The organism is Wolbachia endosymbiont of Culex quinquefasciatus Pel (assembly GCF_000073005.1).
Taxonomy (GTDB): domain Bacteria; phylum Pseudomonadota; class Alphaproteobacteria; order Rickettsiales; family Anaplasmataceae; genus Wolbachia.
Genome location: NC_010981.1, coordinates 1342377 through 1363779, shown reverse-complemented (window position 1 = coordinate 1363779; position 21403 = coordinate 1342377). Strand labels below are relative to the sequence as shown.

Genomic DNA, 21403 nt, shown 5'->3' with positions numbered 1-21403 from the left:
AGAACTTTCTATTCTTGAAATAGAAAGTTCTTTAATCAATGCTATATAAGTGATAGCTCTCCCATTGCTACCCTGTCTACTTCTGCTCCTTCCAGCTTATTATCTACTCGTTCACGGTATAGATCTTTTCCCTTCATCCAGGATAGGTCGCTCTCTTGCTTAAAAACATAATTACCATTATTACAATTAAAAGAAAATGATGGACATTTGCTCACTTTTTCGCCATCACATAATTGAACAATAAGAACTCGTCCTGTACTCATTTGAGCAGAATTTAAGCTAAATTCACCAAGCCCGGTGTTAATATACTGAAAGTTTTCGATATTATATAGCTCTTGTATTCCATTGCTTTCAAAGTCTGAAACGCATTTTTTAATTTTTTCTTTTACTTGTTTAATTATTTCATTTTTGAGTTCTTCATCTTTTGTTAATAAGGAAGCTCCTTTAGCAAGTTCTTCTTCTTGTTCTAAAGCTAGAGATAAGCGCTTTTTAACCTCATTACAAGCTTCTTTTTGGCTCAGTATTCTATCTTTATAATCAGACAAAATGTTAACTGCTATACTTGAATTATTTATCACAATGCAATCATTATTTGTACAAATTATTAGATTTTTATATTCGTCATAATGATTTGAGTTCTTTATATCTACCGCACTTTTGTAGTTCATGTTCCCTTCTTGATCAAGAAAACCTGCTATAACATTTCCTAATAAAATTCCTTCAGGGATTGTTATATCCTTCCCTATATGAGAGTCAATGGCTTTTAAAGAATCAAAATCTATATATATCCCACCTTCGTGTCCTGTAAACTGCTTTAAGAGTGCCAGAGCAACTAATCTAAAAGTATCTATTTCAACAGCAAAATATGTTCTTTGCTCCTCTGACATATTATACATATTCTTAAAGAAATCCTTTATGCTAATGTCTTTACCATCTATTTTCCATCCTGTGTCTATTTCACTCCAGTCATATTGATGCAAGTCTATAACATGTACTCCTTCAATTCCTTTCAGCTCATGTTTTAAACTATCTATTTGATTTTCTTCAAATCCAGGACCATTTATAACCAAATATATGTCCCTCTCCTCTTTATTTGTTAATTTATGATTTTTAATTATTTCTAAATAATTCAGGGTACTATTTTTACCATTCGGTAAAGATGCACCATGTACTCTTGGCACCCATGTTAGTATTATTGGTGCTTTATTTGATAATTCATTTACACTATTAGTCATAATTTTACCTCACTATATTGCTATATTTATAATATAGTGGATTTTTTAATAAAGTGTAAATCAATATACCTGTTGGTTAGCTGAAGTTCTTGATCAATAGTTTCGCTTTCGTATTATCCAATGAATCACCGTAGGTGACTGCTTTGAGATAAAACTTTTTACCCCTTTGTACTTCGAAAGAAATTATTGAATGATCAAGCAGAACGAATTTTTCACCTGCAGTGTGTTCATATTTCTTAGTGCCTTTTTGACCTCTAATTAGGCCACTCAATTTGTATTTATTCTTATCTATAAGCTTTGCACTTTGGAATTTTATTACCTCTTTTCCAACCAGCGCTAACACAGTTGGATTCATGACGTCTAGCTTACCAAAACGTAGCACTACTGTAATTCCCTCATCGGTAAATTCGATTACATATCCGTAAGTAGATTGTATATTTGCGCTCGCGATGGGCTTATAATTTTTATCATCATACGAAATAAAAAGTGTTGCTCCTTTCCAACCTTCCTCTTCACTAATTAAAGTAAAACTTGCGATATTACCTTTAATATGCGGTAAATCTATCATTTCTACGATAGATTTACTGATGTGAGAAGGAGGGTATTCTTTAAGCATAAGTGATCTTGTTGAAGGAAAGGAGAGCTTGTATATAGAGGGATCATAACCAACTCCCATTACTTGAATGGACATGCTTTCAAACTTTGTTTTTATAATTCTCATCGTATGTCTTTTCTCGCCATCTGAAATTGCTATGACATCACTTGGTAAAAGCCATGCATATTTTATCGGGAGCTTAAAGTTGTATACATTTCTCTCTTGCCACGAAGAATAAAGTAAAACTTCAGCTATATTTTGCGCCTCCCCTTCCTCCATAATGAGAGGTATTTCAACTGTTGCAGCATTGCCCTGCTTTGGCAGTTCAGCATATTTCACATCAATTGGATAGCCAAAATTGCGGTTAAAATAGACAACATTGACTTTACTATTTAAATCTAGCTGACTAATATTAACAAGTTTTGCAACGTTATTGGTAACCATCTCGCCAATTGGTATTTCAGTTTTCACTCCCCTGCCCTTTTGAATAAATTTCAGTTTTGAGTTCTGTTCAACCACATCAAAAAATAGCACCTTCGCAGCATTTTAATAATTGAGCGTACGGGTTGCTGATCATTTATTACATACCCAGATAGTAATCCTTTAACATCACTTGTATCAAACTGATCGCCTTTGAGACCTACCTTTTGCAACAGATCAGACAAAACATCGGAAACATTAAGTTGTGAAATTTTTCCCTGAATCCAGTGCCCGGTCTGCCAGTTATGGCAGTCAGCCCACATGTCACATAAATTGGGGAAATAAGGAAATGGCCTTGCATCCCACGCCCAGAGGAACATTTTCTCCACCATTTCTGAGCTTTGCCACTTTTTTAATGTTCCTTCGATTGCAGTTTTCTGCGAAAGAAAGCTCACCTCTCCGTTTGAGTATCGTGGATATTTACTCTCTATACTACCTTTATCAACAAACACATTGGGCTCATTAGTGCAGCCGTTCATACTGGGAAATCCATATTCGGTAAACCATATTTTCTTCATTTTTGGTTGCCATTTTGTTTTACTACCACCTGGATTTACATGAACTTCACTCCACCATTTCTCGATATTTTTCCACGCATATTCGCTGTCATTATACTTTATTTTCTCAGGATCACTTTTTGAGTAATCGTAAAAATAATCATACCCTACCCCACTGCTCCAACCACCCGCTACATCTTCCGCGGAATAGCCAAAAGGAGGTTCTTCGCCATCGGTGAGTGGAAAATAAGCATCGATGCCAACAACATCGATAAACTCTGAAGACCATAGTTCATCCATATTATACCAACCATCATATGAATGATACTCACTCCAATCGGCAGCGTAAGTTACGTTTACTTCTTTTCCAAGCTGAAGCTTTACTTGCTTTGCAACTTTAACTAGCTCTGCTACTGCGGGATAGTTACCCTCTACATCTTTTACTCTGGTGAGCTGCGCAAATTCAGATCCGATGATAAACCCTTCCACTTTAGTTTGTTTGGCAATGCTCGTGTAATGCCCTATGAATTTGCTATACCGATTCTCAAAAAAATCACTTATATCCTGAGGAGTACCGCCCAATTTTCCTCGCCACTCTTTGTTTTTTGTGTCAAGCAAGAACATTGGGTAGAGCATTACCTTATAACCTCTGCTATGCAGCTCTTCTATATATCTTATTAGTGCTGCATCACTAACCGTACCGCCATATCTTGGATTACCATTATCATCCTTTGAAATAAGCTGGGCATTATCTCTGGTTATATTTCCTACTTGCCAATCATCAGGCACTATAGCAGAATCGTCTTGAAATTCAACTGCAGGATATATTTTACAATCTTTGATATTCAAACTGCTTGCAAACCAATTAACCACTACCGATGCCCATTCAACATTTGGTAAACTTTCCTTCAATTGGTCCAAAGAAAGCATAGAATCGCTCTTTTTTGTGTGATTATTGTGATTTACTCTTTGTGCCGGTCCATAGGGAATATATTGACTACTGCTTATTTTTTCTCGTGCAATTTTCTTCTGTATTTTCGTATCATACACAAACTCCCCTGAACCTGGTATGATATTGATATTTTTAATGTTTTCTGCTACTGAGAATCCACTGAGCTTCAGTGCAGTTTGCACTTCAAATGTAAACACCGGAACACGATTACTATAGTCTGCCAAAGGAAAATTTTTGATGACTATGTAAGATATCCCTCTGTAAGCTGGTATATCACCTTCGATTGATAACATAAACGGATCAGGGTTTTGGTCTTCTCTACCGTGGTAAAAAGTATAATCTATTTGGTCAAAGCTAAGCGATTTTGTACCCGCCCAGATTCTATTTAATTTTTCTACTTTCCCCTTGCAAATTGCAATTGCGAGTGTTGCATAGTAGTTATATGTAATATTTATACCTCTTCCTGTTTTATTTTGAGTGGTTATCGCCTCCTCTTTTATTGGCTGTGACCAAATAATGTTTCCAGCAACGCGAGCAGTGCCATAGATAATTGGAATTGCTTTGCCATAAGTTGAGGTTTGAACTTGCAGATTTTTCAGCCTCGCCCCATGCGTTATCTTTTGGTCGGCATCAAGACCAAATATTGCATTATCAAGCTGTGCACCAAGCAGAGCACCGAGTCCTGAGCCGACAATCTGGCCAATTGGACCAAAAATACTGCCCGCTTTACTTAAAATTGATGATAAAATTATTGTAGACATAATATTCTCCTTTTTGATAGATTGTTTTGAATTTTTGAAAGAAGATCCCAGACTGGGATGAAATTGGGACCTACTGTATAGTAGTGTCATGCAACTGGTATCCAGGAAAAAAAGCGAGTAGCCCTTTTCCTGTCATCCCAGTACTGGGATCCATTGTTCTTTATTTCTGTATTTCAGCGTCACGCGCTGGAATGACATTAAATGATTTTTCTTTGAATTTGAGTTATGCAAGCAGCTCCTTTGTTGTCATGCAAGTAGCCCCTTCGATGTCACCCGAGTAGCCCTCTTCCTGTCATCCCAGTACTGGGATCCAGCCTTTCTTACCAACAAAAAACTTGGCATAACTTGCGTGCTCAAAAAATTCCTGGATTCCAGTACTGGAATGACACCCTTTTAGAAGTTCAATGACCCTTCTGGATAAAAACTATTGTCAAGCACTGGAATGACATGATTCGACTTGCATGGCATCATCCCAGACTATGTAGTAATTCTCCTTATTCCTCAATTTGCCGATTACTTCCTCGAGAAGATACATCACTCAATGAAGAGCTTACTGATGAACTTCTAGATAAGCTTCCAGATGATAGCCTTATATCCTTGTTTTTAGTTTTCCCGTTACTATGTTTCTTATCTGGCTCATCTTTTATGTTATGCTCCTTCTTGAAATTTTTACAGAAAGTGCGAAGATATTTTATTTCGCCTTCCTTTTCTGTAGTTTCGCTTATTTTATCGATTAAGCAAATCAGATTTGCCATTGAGAATCCCTTACTAGCCTGTACAAGAATTTTCATATCGCTATCTTTTAATTTTTCGAGCCGTTCTTGTAATATTTTTTGACGTGTATCGTCTTTATCCAGCCCAGGAACCTCAATACACTCCAAACGACCACCCCTAATAAGCGCAGGATCTAAATGATTCTTATGATTAGTTGCAGCAACTACCGTTATATTTTTTGAGGATAAAAACTCTTTATCCAATTTAGTGAGTAAATAAGTTAAAGGCCCTGCATCCTCATGAACAGTTCGCTTTTTACCAACTCCGTCAATCTCATCTATAAAAATCATACAAGGACTGTTTGTCTCTGCTTTCTCAAAAACTTGATCTATATTCCTTTGACTAGACAAGCAAGACGCAGAAACAGACATAAACGCAAACAGAGATTTAGTTTGATTTGCAATTGCCTTACTAATACTAGTCTTACCAGTTCCTGGTGGACCGTACAAGAGATATCCTCCGCTTTTTGACTCACAAATTCCTCTCAACTTTTCTTTTATGTCACTTGGTAATATAATATTATCAAATGTTGTATTCCATCCTCTTGCTTCACCTTTTGCGTAAAATTCCATATTCAGCTTTGCTTCTACTTCATTTTTTGTTGTAGGACTATTAATTAACCTTGCAGAAAGATCACTAACCTCTTTTTTTAACCCATTCACTTCATCTTTCGTTACAAAATTCTCTGAAATTCTATGAACTTTTTCTTCTAGACCACTAAACCCGTATTTATTTTCTTTATCCTTTCCATCTTCTAATTCTTCTTTAATTGGAGTTAGCTTATTTTCTTCTTTCCTTAACCCTTTATTCGGCTCTTCGACTTCAGCTTTCGAGTTTTCTTGAGATTTTTTACTTTGTTTAATCATTTTATATGAAAACACAATTACTACTGCAGAAAGCGCAAATAAAATAAAAATAACAGGGGGAGCTATATTTAAAGCTGCAACTGAAGATAAAAATGCAACGTAAGGAGCTACAGCAAAAACTCCAGATGTAATTAATGTAAGAGAAGCAATAGCACCAGCTATAAAAAAAGGTATATTAGCTCTACTAGACATATTTTAGCTTATAAACAGTTAATTTATAAATAATACATTTAAAGAGTACAAGCTTTTCATAGTAAAGCAAGACTAACTTAAGGCATCCTTAATCAATCTATGATCGAGGTATTATGCAGTATTAAGATATAAGATGGTATGTTGTATTTTTAATTCAGTGTTCTTTTTCTATCATTCCAGGGTACTGGAATGATAGATGCTATGATAAGAAATTCAATAACTTAAAGTAGGTAATTAAAGCCTCTAATTAAGATCTAAATCTATAGTTATTATAAGCAACACTAAAGAAGTGCGGAAGTAAAAATTTACAAAAGAGCATTATGTATACGTATGCTTTGTAGACCTACATTTTGCCACCCTTCTGTTAAGCTTTGCCTCCCTTCCATTACGTCTTGTCGCTCTTTTATTTCTTTTATTTCGTTATCGAATTTTGACATTAGATATTTAGCATAACCAGATGTTAATGCTGTTGATGCAGATACAGCTATTGCTACCATAACAGACGTTAATGTAATTTCCATTGTCTCGGTTATAAAAAGCGTCGATGTTACAAAATTCCCTAACATGGCAACTAAGCCACCAACAACTACACTACCTTGAACTACTTTATTTTTTAAAAACCCTTTTATACTCTCTACCGTATCTTCTTGGTGATTTATAATGGCATAATACAAAGGAGTTTTCTGCAAACTATCTTTTTCATAAACATCTGCACCTCTGTCTAGTAGAGCATCTACTATCTCTAAATAGCCATTTTTAGCAGCATAATGCAAAGGAGTACTACCATTTCCATCTTTTACATGAACACTTGCGCCTTCAGCTAATAGAGCATCTACTACCTCTACATGGTTACTTAAAGTAGCATAATGCAAAGGAGTACTACCACTTCTGTCTTTTACATTAATATCTGCACCTGTTTTTAGTAGAACATTTACTACATCTATGAATTTATATATAGTAGCATAATGCAAAGGAGTACTACCACTTCTGTCTTTTACATTAACATCCGCACCTCTCTTTAGTAGAGCATTTACTACATCTATGAGTTCATATATAGTAGCATAATGCAAAGGAGTACTACCACTTCTGTCTTTTACATTAACATCCGCACCTTTTTTTAGTAGAGCATTTACTGCACCTACACATCTACTATAAACGGCATGATGCAAAGCAGTCTCTCTATTTTCATCTTCTACATGAACATCCGCATGCCTATCTAATAAAACATTCACTAAATCCTTACAGCCAGCTGCTGCAGCTGCAATTAATAATGTAAATTCGGCATCAGGATCACTTTGGATGAATGTATGATTTATACTAAAATTTTTATTTTCCCACTCTTGATACGCTATTGTATCTTCCCTTCGCAATACCTCTTTTATTTTATTAATTACGTTATCTTTATTTACACTTGCATCTTTATCAATTGCACTTAATATCTTTTTCAGATTTTCAAAATTCATCTTTACCTCCTATAACTTTACGTTGCAGTTACTACACAATTACAAACAAAAGTAAACACATTTTTGGAAATTATTTAGAAAAAGAATCCATTAAAAAAGTCAGTGATTTGCAATAAATAACTGATCCATTTAATTGAAAGAAATATGTGATGTAACTATAGTCATTATAAACAACAATAGAAAAAACACGGAAGTAAAAAATTTATACTGATCTTATCATATTTATTATTAGCATAATTATAAACATGGGAAAGCAAATACAAGTCAACTTATCTAAAAAAATAGTGAGAGGGTCTTATCTGGCGCAAAATGGATGGCCAACCTTAGTGAAAATTATTTTGCATCATTGAATAATAACAGCATTAAACCAGCCAGCTCTATAAGAAAACTAATAGAGGCTTTTTTACTTGTTCCAATTATTACATCCAGTGCTATTACACTAGCATGTACCTATTTTTTTCTGAATGCAGTGAGTATTCAAAAATATGATTGCAGCTTTGAATAAGGGAAAAATTATGGCGCCTATGATTTTTGAAGGCTATTGCGATACAGACGTTTTTAATAGCTAGTTCAAGCTTTTTGCTGGGTGATTTTGGATAATGCAACTTTTCATAGAAAATAAGTGACTTTGTTAAAAGTGTCGGTGCTGAAGTTATATATCTGCCTCCATATTCTCCTGATTTTAATCAAACCATTGGTTTGTTATAAAAAATTTAGCCAGAAAGAATATTCAGCTATTCGAACTATTAGAAAAAGAGCTATAATTATAGACTCCGTATACACTATAACTAGACTTTTTTTCAGAGGAATGATACACAAGTTAGTACTAAGACACTAAACAGTTTTCAAAAATGAAAATTATACCTTAAAGCTGATTTTCATACAGTTCTTGCAAGCGATAGCACTCTCACTTCTCTGGCACCAGAGTTTAAAATTTCCTGAGAGCAAGACCTTGCGGTTGCGCCAATTGTTACTACATCATCAACCAATATCACGATTTTGTTTTTGATAATTTCGCTGTTACTTACTTTAAAAGTATTTTTCAAATTTTTTTCACGCTGTTTAAGTGAAAGACCAGCTTGAGATTTGGTGTGACGAATACGTTTTATTGCAAATGGTGTATAAGATAAATTAGATAACTTACTTAATTCCTTCGCGAGCAATGCTGCTTGATTATATTTACGTTTAAATAAGCGTATTTTATGTAGCGGTATGGGAACTATGACCTCTGCATTTTGAAATATGTCTTTGTTAGCTTTGTACATCCACTTTGCATAGACTTTCACATAATTTAAATTATCAAAAAATTTAAAATTTATAATCATATTTTTGCTATGTTCATCATAAGCAAAAACTGATCTTAATACTTTAAATGGTGAAGGGTTACTGATGCATTTACCACATGTATCAATGTTATCTGGAATTACTACACCACAAACATTACAGTAATGCTTAGTTAAAAAATTGATTTTTTTATTGCATTCACTACATAAATCATAACTTTTATCAATTATACGTTCACAACTTACGCATACGTTTGGAAATATGAGATCTGTAGCTTTTTTTAATAAGAGAAGATTCATGAATTAAATATGTTAGGTATACCTTTTAAAATGCTCCTCATAACCTAATTATTAAGAAATAGTCGATACTTGATCCAATAAATATGTTTTAAGATACTTGCCTGTAACGCTTTTTGGAGTCTGTGCAACTTTTTCTGGAGTTCCTACAGCAACCACTTCGCCACCTTTTACTCCACCCTCTGGACCAATATCTATTATGTAATCAGCAGTTTTTATAACATGTAAATTGTGCTCAATAACTATAACAGTATTTCCTAAATCAACTAGCCTATGGAGTATTTTCAGTAAATTATTTACATCTTCAAAATGTAACCCAGTTGTTGGCTCATCGAGAATATACAATGTTTTCCCGGTAAATCGCTTTGATAGTTCCTTAGACAGCTTTATTCGTTGTGCTTCACCCCCGGACAACGTTGTTGACGACTGTCCAAGCGTTATATAGCCAAGCCCTACTTCCTGTAAAGAAATCAACTTTTCCTTTATCATTGGAAGATTTTCAAAAAAGTCACATGCTTGATCTATTGTCATATCAAGCACATCAGAAATTGATTTTCCCTTGTAAGTAACTTCCAATGTTTCTCGGTTATACCTCTGTCCTCTACATTGCTCACATTTCACATAAACATCCGGTAGGAAATGCATCTCGATCTTTAAATGCCCATCACCTTTACAAGCTTCACATCTTCCTCCCCTGGTATTAAATGAAAATCGGCCTATATTGTAACCTCGTGCCTTCGACTCTGGGAGACCTGCAAACCAATTTCTGATGTGAGTAAACATACCAACATATGTTGCTGGATTTGATGCTGGGGTCCTACCAATTGGCGATTGATCAACTTCTATAATTTTATCTATATACTCAAGGCCTTCTATTTTGTCGCATTGACCATGCCTTGCAGATGAATGATTTATCTTGTGTGCTGAGTATTTATATAATGTTTCTATCACTAAACTTGATTTCCCTCCTCCTGATATTCCAGTAACACAAATAAAATTCCCTATAGGAAATTCAACATTTATATTTTTTAAGTTGTTCTCACAAGCATTAACTACCTTTATGAACTGAGTTGTTTGCTTTCTTCTTTTTGAAATTGAAATTTCCTTCTTTCCACTTAAATACTGTCCTGTTATGCTCTCTGAATTTTTTTGTAACTGATCTGGTGTTCCTTCTGCAACAACTTTTCCTCCGTTTACACCAGCTCCAGGACCAATATCAATCACATAATCAGCAGCCATTATTGTGTCTTCATCATGTTCAACAACAATCACAGTATTACCCATGTCTCTCAGATTTTTAAGTGTGGCAATTAATCGATCATTATCACATTGATGAAGGCCAATTGAGGGTTCGTCAAGCACGTATAGCACTCCTGTTAAACCAGAGCCAATTTGCGAAGCAAGCCTGATCCTCTGGCTTTCACCACCAGAGAGAGTGCTAGATTCACGGTCAAGTGTAAGGTAATTTAGCCCTACATTCTTTAAAAATGTCAGCCTTTTGATTATTTCGTTTAATATTTTATTTGAAATTTGCTTATGTTGTTCTGTGAGCTTGTCTGGCAAATTTTCAAACCAATCAAGGGATTCATCGACGCTGAGCCCTGATATTTCACCTATGTGTTTTTCATCAATTTTCACTGTAAGTGCTTCTTTTCTCAATCTATAGCCAGCACATTCTTTGCAGTCAGTAACAGAACAATACCTATCAATAAGTGATGCATCGTAATCCATCTGGCGTTCTAGGATACTGACCAAACCTTGAAATTTCATTTCTCTAGAGCCAAAAAGTATTAAATCCTTCACTTTTTGGTCTATATTCTTCCACGGAACATCAAGACTAAATTTGCAATTTTCAGCCAGTGACAGAATTGCATTTTTTAGCAATCCATAGTTTGTATGCACTTGAAGGAATATTGATCCAATTGGCTTTAAAGCACCTTCAGATATCGAGAGCGTTTCATCTGGCACTATTAGCTTTGCATCAACACTTAGCTTTTTACCGAGCCCATTGCATGAACTGCATGCACCGTAGGGGCTGTTAAAAGAAAACAATCTTGGCTCTATTTCTTCAAGAGTAAAGCCAGACTCAGGACATGCAAAATTCTCTGAGAAAGTTAAAGTTTGACCATTTTTATACTCGGAATTGTGGTTATCAGGTAAGTTAACTATTTCTGCATACATTAAGCCATGGGCAAGTCTCAATGCTGATTCTATACTGCTTGGTAGTCGATTTCCTATATCATCTGATATGGACACTCTATCTGCAATCACAAAAATATCATGTTTCTTGTTTTTATCGAGCTTAGGCAAGTCATCTATATCACATATTTCACCGTTTATTTTTAGTCTTACGTAACCCTGCTTTTTAATTTCCAGTATCTCTTTTAGATGCTCTCCCTTTCTACCACGTACAATAGGAGCAATTATATATACTTTAGTTTCTAAAGGTAATGCTGTAATAGTATCTACAATTTGAGATACAGTCTGTTTCGTTATTGGCAATCCAGTTGCGGGTGAGTAAGGAATGCCTATTCGCGCATATATTAAGCGTAGATAGTCATAAATTTCAGTAACGGTTCCAACAGTTGATCTTGGATTTTTTGAGATCGATTTTTGGTTAATTGATATTGCAGGAGAGAGGCCTGTGATCGATTCAACGTCAGGTTTATCTTGAATATTAAGAAATTGACGTGCATAAGCCGATAGACTTTCGACGTATCGGCGTTGGCCTTCTGCATAAATCGTATCGAATGCGAGGCTAGACTTACCAGAACCACTTAGTCCAGTTATAACAACTAACTTATTTTTTGGTATATTGACATCAATACCCTGCAAATTATGCTCTCTTGCACCTTTAACTCTGATCATACTTCATGTACCTTTGACCATTACAGCCTCAAAATACATAAACTTACAACAACTTTCTACTAATTTTTTCAACTATTACGGAAAACGAAGTAGCACAACTAGTGCAAAACATTTTGCCATACAACTATATAAACATCTGTTTTCGCCAAGTTAGTTCGTACAACAAATGGTGTCATAAAAGTATGTTTTCTACAATCTCATCAAAAACATGCTTACCAATTTTTGGAAACAGGAAATTTTATTTTATATAAAATATAGAATTTTGATAAATTTAACTTTTTTGTGAGATTATGCAGCGATAAAAATAAATTTAGAGGGAAAGGTTATGGTAATAGAGAAGGAGAAGTTTTTTGAAATAATAAATGAGGTAAGTGAAAGTAGCGATTTGGATGAAGATAATTTACTTGAAAAAATAAAGAATGAGTTAAAAGGAAAAGATGCAGGAGAGTACAACAAGTTTAGTAAAAATTTTAGTAAAGAACATCAATTTAGTATAAAAATTTCAGAAGAAGCTGCAGAAGATTGGACGTTGTTACATCTTGCTACAGCATGCAACAATATGTTAATAGTGGAACTTTTACTAAAAAAGAAAGCAAGTGTTAGCGCTCGAGTAAAAGATGGCTCTAAAAATGATGGGCTAACTGCTTTGCATATTGCTGCTTCTTGTGGACATGAAAGCATGGTAAAACAACTACTAAGTGATGATCGAGTTAATCCTTCATTAAAAAGCAAAAATAAGACTCCAAGGGAGGTGGTTGGTAATATAGAAAATAAAGAAGCTATAGTAAAAATGTTAAAGGAAGCAGAACAAAATTTTTGTACAAAGCATGAGAAAAAAACTGCTGCACCAGCAGATGTTATAAATTCTGTGAAACAATATGATACCATACGTAGTGGTGCACAGGCTCCTGTTACGTGCGAAAGTAGTGACAGTTTAGTAAGTGAGCAAGACTTACGTGTTAGTGTTAAGAATATGGTAGAAAAATTTGAGTCACCGCAAAGAAAAAGTGCTACATGTAGTGGTAAACAGACTCCTATTGACGAAAGTGTTAGTAGTGATGACAGCGGTCTAGAACTTGAAACTACATTTAATACCTCTTCCTGCTCCGAAATAAATCACGACGAGGCAGTTGATAATCAAACTTTAGAAAGTTTGCCATCTCAAATTCAGTTGCGAGATAGCCAAATCCAGAAATTACAAGAGGCAGATGAGGAATTAAAACGGGTAAAGAATTGCATGGGTGGACATGAGAATAGGTTAGAAGTACTTGATAAACTCAGTGAAGAGAATCAATCACTAAAACAACAAATACAAGATCTAAAAAGTAAAAATACAACACTTAATAGTGAATTAAGCAAAACCAAAGCAAATAAAGTATTACTAGAAAAAACAGAAAAAAGACAACTGTCTTTCTTAAAAATTGCTTCTGTAAACTTTACAATCATGTTGACAGTAGGTGTTGCCTTTAGTATAGCCTTCCAATTACCAATTCTATTGATGATTGCAACTTCTGTGATGTCTTCATTGATAGTAGGTGGAGTTACATACGCACTATCACCGCAACCTACTGAATTAAAAGAAGTAAGTATTCAATGCTCAGTGCAACATGATGCTTGTAAAACTTAACTTGTGCGCTTCCTGGTAATTTTGATATAGTTATTTCAGTTGAAATCTACAGGTTTACAAATGGCAATCTTAAGTGTAAGAGAAGCTTTATGCACAGCGATCAGAGAAGAAATGCAAAATGACCCTGATATATTTATCATGGGTGAAGAAGTTGCAGAGTATGATGGTGCTTATAAAGTAACGAAAGGATTACTGAAAGAGTTTGGAGAAAATAGGGTAGTTGATACACCCATTACTGAACATGGATTTGCTGGTCTTGCTGTTGGAGCAGCATTTGCTGGACTGAGGCCAATAGTCGAGTTTATGACTTTTAATTTTTCTATGCAGGCTATCGACCAAATTGTGAATTCCGCAGCAAAAACAAATTATATGTCGGGTGGACAACTTGGATGCCCTATAGTATTTCGTGGACCAAATGGAGCTGCAGCAAGAGTTGCCGCACAACATTCTCAGTGCTTTGCATCTTGGTATTCGCATGTTCCAGGTTTGAAAGTAATAGCACCTTACTTTGCCTCCGATTGCAGAGGTCTGCTTAAAGCTGCAATTCGTGACCCTAATCCGGTAATATTTCTAGAAAACGAGATCGCTTATGGACATGAGCATGAAGTTCCTGACTCTGAGCTATCAAATAAAGATTATCTACTTGAGATAGGCAAAGCTGCTGTTATACGGGAAGGAAAGGATGTAACTATCACTGCTTTTTCATTGAAACTAATGGATGCGTTAAATGCGGCAGATTTACTCTCTAGTGAAGGAATAGAAGCTGAAGTTATCGACCTCAGAACCTTAAGACCACTTGACACTGAAACAGTTATTAACTCTATTAAGAAGACCAATAGATTAGTAAGCATAGAAGAAGGTTGGCCATTTGCAGGAATAGGAGCAGAACTCTCAGCCATGATTATGGAACAAGGATTTGACTACCTTGACGCTCCGGTTGTACGGGTAACCGGCAAGGATGTCCCCTTACCTTATGCTGCAAACCTAGAAAAGAAAGCATTACCACAAGTGGAAGATATAGTTGAAGCTGTGCACCAAGTCTGCTTTAGAAAGAAATAGTCCTATTGACTCTTTTTTTTATCTCCCGTTCCACATTCTTCCATAAAAGAGGCATTTGTAGAGTTTATACCACCCATTACTTTTATGACAATAGTTTTAGCGCCAAAAAACACAGCGCAAAATACACCGAGGGCGAAAAGAGCAGGCCACGGCATTCTACCAAATATTGCAAGTAAAGCTGCTCCTATTATCACTACGGTCATAAGCGGTCCACCTATTCCCCAAACGTAGCCAATAATATTACATATTACTTGAGCAGTTGTATCGTCATTAGAGTTAGCAGCACTTCCAACATGAGAAAAAGAAATAAATAATACTATAAGTAGAATACAAAAAACCTTTCTAATTGTAGGGTTCATCCCTATACCTTAAGTTTAAATACTATAATTATATCTAAAATAGTATAATTTTTAGTAAAACTAGCATTGTGATTTATACAATATTGCATAGCAAATGATGTCTATTGGTTATCAATCACTGTCAATTACTTGAGAGCTTATTTCGACTTTCGAAAAAGAGCAATAACACCCATGAGTAAAATTTCACATTACCACTTTTATGTGTTATGATAAGCTTAAATTTATAAAGAAAATAAAATTGAAAGAATTGAGAGAGAACCGGATAGCAAGAACGAGAAAGTTTTTATCTTCACTGTTTTTTTTGCTACTAATTGCGCTATCAATACGTAGTTTTTTATTTGAGCCATTTCATATTCCTTCTGGTTCAATGAAAAGCACTCTACTTGAGGGAGATTATATTTTTACTAGTAAATATTCATATGGTTATAGTAAACACTCTTTTCCATTTTCTCCAAACATCTTTAGCGGTAGAATCTTTTATACCCCTCCGGAGCGTGGTGATATAATAGTTTTCAAGCCTACAAGAAATGACAGCATTAGATTTGTTAAGCGGGTAATAGGAATACCGGGCGATAAAGTGCAAATGATAGAGGGGGAGTTATATTTAAATGATCAGAAAGTAAAACGAAGACAAATTGAAAATTTTTTTGATTATGAGTCAAAGCGTAATATAGCAAGATACATCGAAACACTCCCGAGCGGCAAGGAGCATGAAATTCTAATAGATAATCTTTCTAATAAGTTATCATACAATACTCCAGTTTATTATGTGCCTGATGATCAATTTTTTGTTATGGGAGACAATAGAAATAATTCTTTTGATAGCAGGTTTTCTGAAATTGGGTTAATACCAACTGAAAATATAGTTGGACGCGTAAGCATGGTTGGTTTATCGTTTAAATTAGGCAAAGTTGATTGGTTGCCGTTTGATTTTAGGTTACCTATTGCTCTGAGATTTGACAGGGTACTTCACAAAGTTGTATGAACTCTATCTGTCTGCTGATTCGCATAATTCTAAAGCAGAGTTTTCTAACTCAGAGATAGCATTATTAATGTTGTCTAAGTCATTTTCCTGTAAAGCGTCTTTTGCGTTCTGTAGTAAAATTTTTAACTTTTGCTCAGTAGAAACATTTTCAACTAGATGTATGAGCTTGTTACCGTTAATTTTAGCCTCTGCAAGGGAACGAGCCTTCATGTCTTCATCAAAGTTACTTACTGACTGATTGACCATATCTTGAATATCTTCTTCATTTAAGCCAGAGCTTGAATTTATTTTAACTGTCTGTTCGACTCCAGTAGTTTTTTCTCTTGCAGTGACAGTCAATATTCCATCAATGCTAACTGTAAATCCTATTTCAACTTTTGCAGAACCTGCAGGCAATTGTGGTATACCTTTGAGTTCAAATCGTGCTAGAGATTTATTATCTTTTATCATTTCACGTTCTCCTTGACAAACGTGAATTTTCATTGCTGTTTGCCCGTTAGCGTAAGTTGTAAACTCTTTTATTTCTGAAACTGGTAGTGGTGTATTTCTTGGTATAATTTTTTCAACTATTCCCCCCATAGTTTCTATGCCAAGTGATAAAGGCAGCACATCAAGGAGAATATTCCTATCTTTTGAGTTTGAAGTTAAATAATGAGCCTGCAAAGCTGCCCCATTGGCAACTGCTTTGTCCGGATCCACATCATTCAGCACTTTATTGCCAAAGAGTTTGATTAGTGAATTTTGCACTAATGGCACTCTAGTTGCGCCACCAACTAAAATTACCCCTTTTATATCATCGATTTTAAGATCTATGTTGCTTATAGTACGAGTAACTATATTTATAGTCTTATTAACCAAAGGACTGATTGCTTGCTCGAATTCTTCTTTGGTAATTTTGCACTTAAATAATTCACCATTGATGCTGAATTCAAAAGTGCCAGAGGTATCTTCACTTAGGTACTCTTTTATAGCACGTATATTGCAGATACCAGTTTTAGTGTATGAATGTTGTAATTTGTAGGTAGTTGTATCAGATGGTGCAGTGCTTGACACTGGAATCCAGTTCTTATTATATAACTTTCTGGTGTGTTCACTTGCAATCAAACTTTCTGGATCCCAGACTGGGATGACACTAGAGCATTTTTTATTTAAACCTACCTGTTCTCTATACTTTTCAAGCACGATTAAACTAAGTAGATGATCAAAATCATCACCACCAAGTTTAGTATCACCACCAACTGCAAGAACTTGAAACACTCCTTGATGTAATTTTAATATTGAAATGTCAAATGTTCCACCACCGAGGTCATAAACTGCATATATGCCACTGTTATTGTTCTTTTCAATGGAGTAAGAAAGTGCTGCAGCGGTTGGTTCATTAATGAGGCGAAGAACATCTATGCCAGCTAATTTTGCTGCATATTTGGTTGCGTTACGTGCTGAATCATCAAAATAAGCTGGTACAGTAATCACTGCTTTGTTAACTTTCATCCCTGTGAATTTTTTTACCCTCTTGCATAGAGTTTTTAGTATCTCAGCAGAGATCTCAATAGGAGTGAGATACTTTTCTTCTGAGCATTTTACCCTAATAACTTTTTCACTTTCGTTATCTATTTCACAATTGATACCTTCTTTATGCAAGTCTTTAACACTTTTACCCATTAAGCGTTTTATAGAGCAGATAGCGTTTTCGCCAACATCGTAGCCTACTTTTAGTACATCCTTTTCATATGAAATGACAGAAGGTAATAGTTCACGACCTTGCTCATCTTTAAATATTTCTACATTGCCAGCTTTATTTACCATGGCAATTAAAGAGTTAGTAGTTCCAAGATCTATACCAAAAACTACCTCATTTAAACTTGGTTCAGAAATTTGAACTGGCCGCATTTTCCTTTATCTCCTCAAATGACTTATATAAATATCTCAATCTAAAAACTTGCGTAGCAGCTTCATCAAAATTTTTTGTAGCAAAAGCATTAATTAGGTTTTTAGTACAATCTTTTACCTTTTCATCAATCATCCTACTTGCAAATTGTAAATCATCGCAGTCTAGAAAGTATTCTCTTATTTCCATTGATTCATTTAATATTTCAGGATCAAGATGCTCTTTTTTGCTTTTTACGTCAAAAAGATCCAACAAATGTTCGGCACGCTTTAGCGGTGACTTCAGTACCTGATAAGCTTTGTTGATATTTTCCATACTTTTGGACTCTCTTTCATTTATATCAGTTTTGCTTAGCTCAATATATTTTTTCTCCAGCTCATCAAAGCTGATGTTAAAAGCCGGTTCAATTCCAAATAATGTGAAATGGTTGCTAGACATGAAAACTCTCTCCACAACCACATTTTCCTTTCTCATTAGGATTTTTGAAAATAAAACCTGATGAGAATTTTTCCTCTACATAATCCATTTCAGAGCCAAGGATAAACATGATAGATTTTGGATCGATCAGCACCTTGACTTTTTGATCATCACTGCAGCTTTCTTCAATTACCGACTCCAAAGGACGAACATCATATGCATACTCAATATCATATTTTAAACCAGAGCATCCTTTTTGCTTAATTAGAACTCTTATTCCTATTGCTTCTTCAAGGTTAGCATGCTTCTTTTTGTCCAATAAAAACCTTACCCTCTCTACTGCATTTGCGGTTAGAGTGATAGGTTTTTTAACAGAATTTACTCCTTGAAATTCACTCATATTCCTCAATGTTTTTGTTTATTTTGATAATCATGAATAGCAGCTTTTATAGCATCCTCAGCAAGTACTGAACAGTGTATCTTTACTGGCGGCAAAGACAATTCTTCCACTATTTGAGTATTCTTTATCTTTGTTACATTCTCAATAGTTTTTCCTTTGATCATTTCTGTAAGCAAAGAACTTGAAGCTATAGCAGAACCACAACCAAAAGTTTTAAATTTTGCGTCTTCAATAACACCTTTATCGTTGACCTTTATTTGCAGTTTCATTACATCTCCGCATGATGGTGCACCAACTAAACCAGTACCAACATTTGGATCATTTTTATCCAGAGAACCAACATTCCTTGGATTTTCGTAATGATCTAAAATTTTCTCATTATAACTCATAGAACTACCCGTAAACCATTACTTACATTATAACATATTTAGGTTAAAAACTAAAGTAAAATACACTAGCAAGCAGTACATTTTACTCACAAAATATATAGGTTACGAGTGTATTTACTTTACAAATACATATAGTGCATGTCATTCTTTATATGGTAATTTTGAAAGGAGTATTTCTTGAGTTTATTCAGTAATCTTTATCAAGGACTATTAAAAACCTCCTCCCGTTTTAGTGGTGGAGTAAAAAATATTTTTTCTGGCAAAAAAAAATTAGATCAGTCGCTTTTAGATGATCTGGAAGAGCTGCTGATTAGCATGGATATAGGTCATAAAACTTCTAGATTGCTTATTGATAAGCTCGCAAGTATCAAATTTGAATCAGAAGTTGAGCATAGCGTTATCACACAGCAGTTAATGAGCGAAATAGAGTCGATATTAAACCCTGTAGTGCAGCCGCTCATTTTGAATAAAAAACCACACATAATAATGGTGTGCGGAGTGAATGGTAATGGAAAAACTACAACTATAGGTAAACTTGCCTATAAATATAAGGAAAAAGGGAAATCCGTTATGCTTGTTGCGTGCGACACATTCAGAGCTGCTGCGAGTGAGCAACTAAATATTTGGGCAGAACGTTCTGATTGCTCTATTGTTACTGGAGAACACGGTAGCGATTCTGCAAGTGTGGCATATAGAGCTGTAAATCAAGCGATAAAAGATAGCGTTGATGTTGTTTTAATTGATACAGCAGGAAGGCTACAAAACAATGTAAATCTCATGCAAGAGCTGTCAAAAATACATAGAACGATAAAGAAATTGGATGATACTGCTCCTCATGATGTTATTTTGGTTCTTGATGCAACTACTGGCCAAAATGCTTATAGCCAATTAGAGGCCTTTAGTAAAATGGTTGGTGTTACCGGGTTAATTGTAACAAAGCTAGATGGTACTGCCAAAGGTGGAGTAGTGATTGGGCTTGCAGAAGCTTATAAGGTGAAATTACACGCTATAGGAATTGGTGAAAGTATAGAAGACCTGAGGGAATTTACTGGCAAAGAGTTTGCTGAAGCGCTGTTTAAATGTGATTGAAGATCTCTTTAATTTTCTCATATGACCAAGCTTAATTATCATGAGAAGCCGTTTTTAGATGGTCTCATTCCAGCATGTGACGCTGGTTGCAAGTGATTATTGGGTTGGGTGAGCCGTTAACGTATAAAAATTACTTCCGCATATTTTCAATCTCATTATAATTACAAATAGAGATATTTTAAGAGCTCAAAATCTATCTTTAGTCTGCAGACTTTTTAATCAAACTTATTAAAAAATGTATTCTTCAGTGTATATCTGTCGTATGTGCACTGCATCTTTTTTCTAACTCTTTTTTACACAGGAGGATTTTATGTCCAGAATTCCAGACACTTGACCTTTACTTTAAAACCAACTGGTACCTACGGTTTTTATAAAAAAAATACGAAAAATAGAAATACTTTAAAGAATATGAAATAAGGATCTAATTTAAAACTGTTTCAATTATAGTTAATAGCAAAATTAAGGTTTTTTTATCAATCTTTATTCCACCTTTGCATTCCTCAATGATATGAATTTTTTCATAAGGTATCATAAAGCTATGTTGCTTTGAAAAATATTATGCTAATATCAGCATAATATTCACACTTATATGTTAAAATTATATTAAACTTTTAATTAAGGAATATATTATGACGGAAAATATATTAAGTTATGGTCCTACGTTAGAGCAAAAATCTTTATGTGATAAAAAATGTAAAGATGGATTTTTGGTAAAATATAATAGTCTAACAGAATTGGAAAACTGCCTTAAGGAATGTGAGTCTTCTCATTCTATCTCATCTCATTCACAAAAATTAATGTTTAATGATCTAAGTAAGAAATTAGAAGTTAATGCAAGCAATCTCCTTGGTGATAGCATAAAATTATCATTTATAGTAGATGAAATACATGCTCAAGATCCAATGAATTTTTAATTACAGTAAAAAC

General features: G+C 34.7%; 15 protein-coding genes and 2 pseudogenes. 6 read left to right on the top strand and 11 right to left on the bottom strand.

The genetic code is table 11. The features are described from left to right. Nucleotides 1-41: 41 nt before the first annotated feature. From WP_RS06415 to WP_RS06400, 4 genes and pseudogenes are all read right to left on the bottom strand, one after another. Nucleotides 42-1235, bottom strand: coding sequence for a hypothetical protein (locus tag WP_RS06415; protein ID WP_007302634.1), 1194 nt, complete (start codon nt 1233-1235; stop codon nt 42-44). 76 nt (nt 1236-1311) lie between these two features. Continuing rightward, nucleotides 1312-4520, bottom strand: a pseudogene (locus WP_RS06410) (glycoside hydrolase/phage tail family protein). A gap of 494 nt (nt 4521-5014) precedes the next feature. Beyond that, entirely contained in the window at nt 5015-6352 is a 1338-nt protein-coding gene (locus WP_RS06405; RefSeq protein ID WP_007302631.1) for an ATP-binding protein, read from the bottom strand. Nucleotides 6353-6657: 305 nt separating this feature from the next. Next, nucleotides 6658-7815 carry an ankyrin repeat domain-containing protein gene (locus WP_RS06400; RefSeq protein ID WP_007302630.1) on the bottom strand — a complete coding sequence of 386 codons (1158 nt, stop codon included), beginning with the start codon at nt 7813-7815 and terminating at the stop codon, nt 6658-6660. 482 nt (nt 7816-8297) lie between these two features. Here WP_RS06400 and WP_RS07755 point away from each other — a divergent pair. Further along, nucleotides 8298-8579, top strand: a pseudogene (locus tag WP_RS07755) (transposase); the annotation flags it as partial. Nucleotides 8580-8693: 114 nt separating this feature from the next. On the opposite strand, the gene WP_RS06390 reads toward WP_RS07755, so the two are convergent. Then, nucleotides 8694-9398 (bottom strand): ComF family protein, encoded by a 705-nt coding sequence (locus tag WP_RS06390; RefSeq protein ID WP_007302628.1) that lies wholly within the window; start codon nt 9396-9398, stop codon nt 8694-8696. 51 nt (nt 9399-9449) lie between these two features. After that, on the bottom strand, nt 9450-12263 hold the full coding sequence (uvrA, locus tag WP_RS06385; protein WP_007302627.1) for an excinuclease ABC subunit UvrA: 2814 nt from the start codon (nt 12261-12263) through the stop codon (nt 9450-9452). Nucleotides 12264-12588: 325 nt separating this feature from the next. Between uvrA and WP_RS06380 the strand changes: the two genes are divergently transcribed. Next, the gene (locus tag WP_RS06380) at nt 12589-13890 is read left to right on the top strand and encodes an ankyrin repeat domain-containing protein (RefSeq protein WP_007302626.1); all 1302 of its coding nucleotides are present in this window, start codon (nt 12589-12591) and stop codon (nt 13888-13890) included. Between the two features lie 60 nt (nt 13891-13950). Continuing rightward, on the top strand, nt 13951-14949 hold the full coding sequence (locus WP_RS06375) for a pyruvate dehydrogenase complex E1 component subunit beta (RefSeq protein WP_007302625.1): 999 nt from the start codon (nt 13951-13953) through the stop codon (nt 14947-14949). A gap of 2 nt (nt 14950-14951) precedes the next feature. Here WP_RS06375 and WP_RS06370 read toward each other — a convergent pair whose 3' ends face one another. Continuing rightward, the gene (locus WP_RS06370) at nt 14952-15308 is read right to left on the bottom strand and encodes a TrbC/VirB2 family protein (RefSeq protein WP_007302624.1); all 357 of its coding nucleotides are present in this window, start codon (nt 15306-15308) and stop codon (nt 14952-14954) included. Between the two features lie 199 nt (nt 15309-15507). Here WP_RS06370 and lepB point away from each other — a divergent pair, with 199 nt between their 5' ends. Then, on the top strand, nt 15508-16293 hold the full coding sequence (gene lepB, locus WP_RS06365; RefSeq protein WP_007302623.1) for a signal peptidase I: 786 nt from the start codon (nt 15508-15510) through the stop codon (nt 16291-16293). A 3-nt stretch (nt 16294-16296) separates the two neighbouring features. Here lepB and WP_RS06360 read toward each other — a convergent pair whose 3' ends face one another. From WP_RS06360 to iscU, 4 genes are read right to left on the bottom strand one after another with little or no spacing between them, the layout of a single operon-like run. After that, nucleotides 16297-18183 carry an Hsp70 family protein gene (locus tag WP_RS06360; protein ID WP_007302622.1) on the bottom strand — a complete coding sequence of 629 codons (1887 nt, stop codon included), beginning with the start codon at nt 18181-18183 and terminating at the stop codon, nt 16297-16299. Continuing rightward, nucleotides 18161-18619, bottom strand: coding sequence for an iron-sulfur cluster co-chaperone HscB C-terminal domain-containing protein (locus tag WP_RS06355; RefSeq protein WP_007302621.1), 459 nt, complete (start codon nt 18617-18619; stop codon nt 18161-18163). Before WP_RS06355 ends, WP_RS06360 begins: the two co-directional genes overlap by 23 nt. Further along, on the bottom strand, nt 18612-18998 hold the full coding sequence (locus WP_RS06350; RefSeq protein WP_006012614.1) for a HesB/IscA family protein: 387 nt from the start codon (nt 18996-18998) through the stop codon (nt 18612-18614). The genes WP_RS06355 and WP_RS06350 overlap by 8 nt, the downstream gene beginning before the upstream one ends. A 5-nt stretch (nt 18999-19003) precedes the next feature. Further along, nucleotides 19004-19387, bottom strand: coding sequence for a Fe-S cluster assembly scaffold IscU (iscU, locus tag WP_RS06345; RefSeq protein ID WP_007302620.1), 384 nt, complete (start codon nt 19385-19387; stop codon nt 19004-19006). A 177-nt stretch (nt 19388-19564) separates the two neighbouring features. On the opposite strand from iscU, the gene ftsY reads away from it, so the two are divergent. Beyond that, entirely contained in the window at nt 19565-20476 is a 912-nt protein-coding gene (gene ftsY, locus WP_RS06340) for a signal recognition particle-docking protein FtsY (protein WP_007302619.1), read from the top strand. A 629-nt stretch (nt 20477-21105) separates the two neighbouring features. Next, entirely contained in the window at nt 21106-21390 is a 285-nt protein-coding gene (locus tag WP_RS06335) for a hypothetical protein (protein WP_007302618.1), read from the top strand. The last annotated feature ends 13 nt before the right edge of the window (nt 21391-21403 follow it).

Coding starts and splice junctions, on each gene's coding strand:
- WP_RS06415 (WP_007302634.1), bottom strand. CDS start 1,235: ATGACTAATAGTGTAAATGAATTATCAAATAAAGCACCAATAATACTA.
- WP_RS06405 (WP_007302631.1), bottom strand. CDS start 6,352: ATGTCTAGTAGAGCTAATATACCTTTTTTTATAGCTGGTGCTATTGCT.
- WP_RS06400 (WP_007302630.1), bottom strand. CDS start 7,815: ATGAATTTTGAAAATCTGAAAAAGATATTAAGTGCAATTGATAAAGAT.
- WP_RS06390 (WP_007302628.1), bottom strand. CDS start 9,398: ATGAATCTTCTCTTATTAAAAAAAGCTACAGATCTCATATTTCCAAAC.
- uvrA (WP_007302627.1), bottom strand. CDS start 12,263: ATGATCAGAGTTAAAGGTGCAAGAGAGCATAATTTGCAGGGTATTGAT.
- WP_RS06380 (WP_007302626.1), top strand. CDS start 12,589: ATGGTAATAGAGAAGGAGAAGTTTTTTGAAATAATAAATGAGGTAAGT.
- WP_RS06375 (WP_007302625.1), top strand. CDS start 13,951: ATGGCAATCTTAAGTGTAAGAGAAGCTTTATGCACAGCGATCAGAGAA.
- WP_RS06370 (WP_007302624.1), bottom strand. CDS start 15,308: ATGAACCCTACAATTAGAAAGGTTTTTTGTATTCTACTTATAGTATTA.
- lepB (WP_007302623.1), top strand. CDS start 15,508: ATGTGTTATGATAAGCTTAAATTTATAAAGAAAATAAAATTGAAAGAA.
- WP_RS06360 (WP_007302622.1), bottom strand. CDS start 18,183: ATGCGGCCAGTTCAAATTTCTGAACCAAGTTTAAATGAGGTAGTTTTT.
- WP_RS06355 (WP_007302621.1), bottom strand. CDS start 18,619: ATGTCTAGCAACCATTTCACATTATTTGGAATTGAACCGGCTTTTAAC.
- WP_RS06350 (WP_006012614.1), bottom strand. CDS start 18,998: ATGAGTGAATTTCAAGGAGTAAATTCTGTTAAAAAACCTATCACTCTA.
- iscU (WP_007302620.1), bottom strand. CDS start 19,387: ATGAGTTATAATGAGAAAATTTTAGATCATTACGAAAATCCAAGGAAT.
- WP_RS06335 (WP_007302618.1), top strand. CDS start 21,106: ATGACGGAAAATATATTAAGTTATGGTCCTACGTTAGAGCAAAAATCT.